Here is a 488-nt window from a genome sequence, read left to right as displayed (position 1 = left end):
GCGGTAACATATGCCTTACGGCTTGTATTGTTAATTAGAACAACCTTACTGTAATATAATGAATTAGATGGTGAAACTAATAACTTAGAATCACCGACATTTACGTCAATAGAGGTATACAAGAACCATTGACTTGTAAAACTGTGCGACCAATAATATTGAGCTGTAATTACATTTGCAGCACCATCATTAGTGATCATTACATTTCGACGACTTTCAGGAATAATCGGTGTGCTGCGATAAAGAACCTCGGTACTTGAGTTAGGAGCAACCTCAGTTGGCACCCTGGCTCGGGCTTGTGCTGCGGTCAAAGTTAAATTCTCGGTATCAGCCTCAGTTAAGTTTTTAACGTCTACTTCATTTGAATCGGTATTGATAGTGATAGTTACCTTGTTCATATTTTACATCCTCTTTTTATGCCAACCATAGTGTTGGTGCCAGAAGAATACTCAACATGTTACTCATTAAAAAATCAATATTAGGTTAAA

General features: G+C 37.1%; 1 protein-coding gene. It reads right to left on the bottom strand.

Annotation, left to right across the window (positions count from 1 at the left end; all coding sequences use genetic code 11):
* Positions 1–398: JHE-like toxin PirA (locus V1952_RS22480; protein WP_420075626.1), on the bottom strand; the 398-nt coding region annotated here is incomplete at its 3' end.
* Between the last annotated feature and the right edge of the window lie 90 nt (positions 399–488).

The organism is Yersinia sp. 2542 StPb PI (genome assembly GCF_048593855.1).
Classification (GTDB): domain Bacteria; phylum Pseudomonadota; class Gammaproteobacteria; order Enterobacterales; family Enterobacteriaceae; genus Yersinia; species Yersinia enterocolitica_E.
This window is presented reverse-complemented; position numbering and strand designations above follow the sequence as displayed.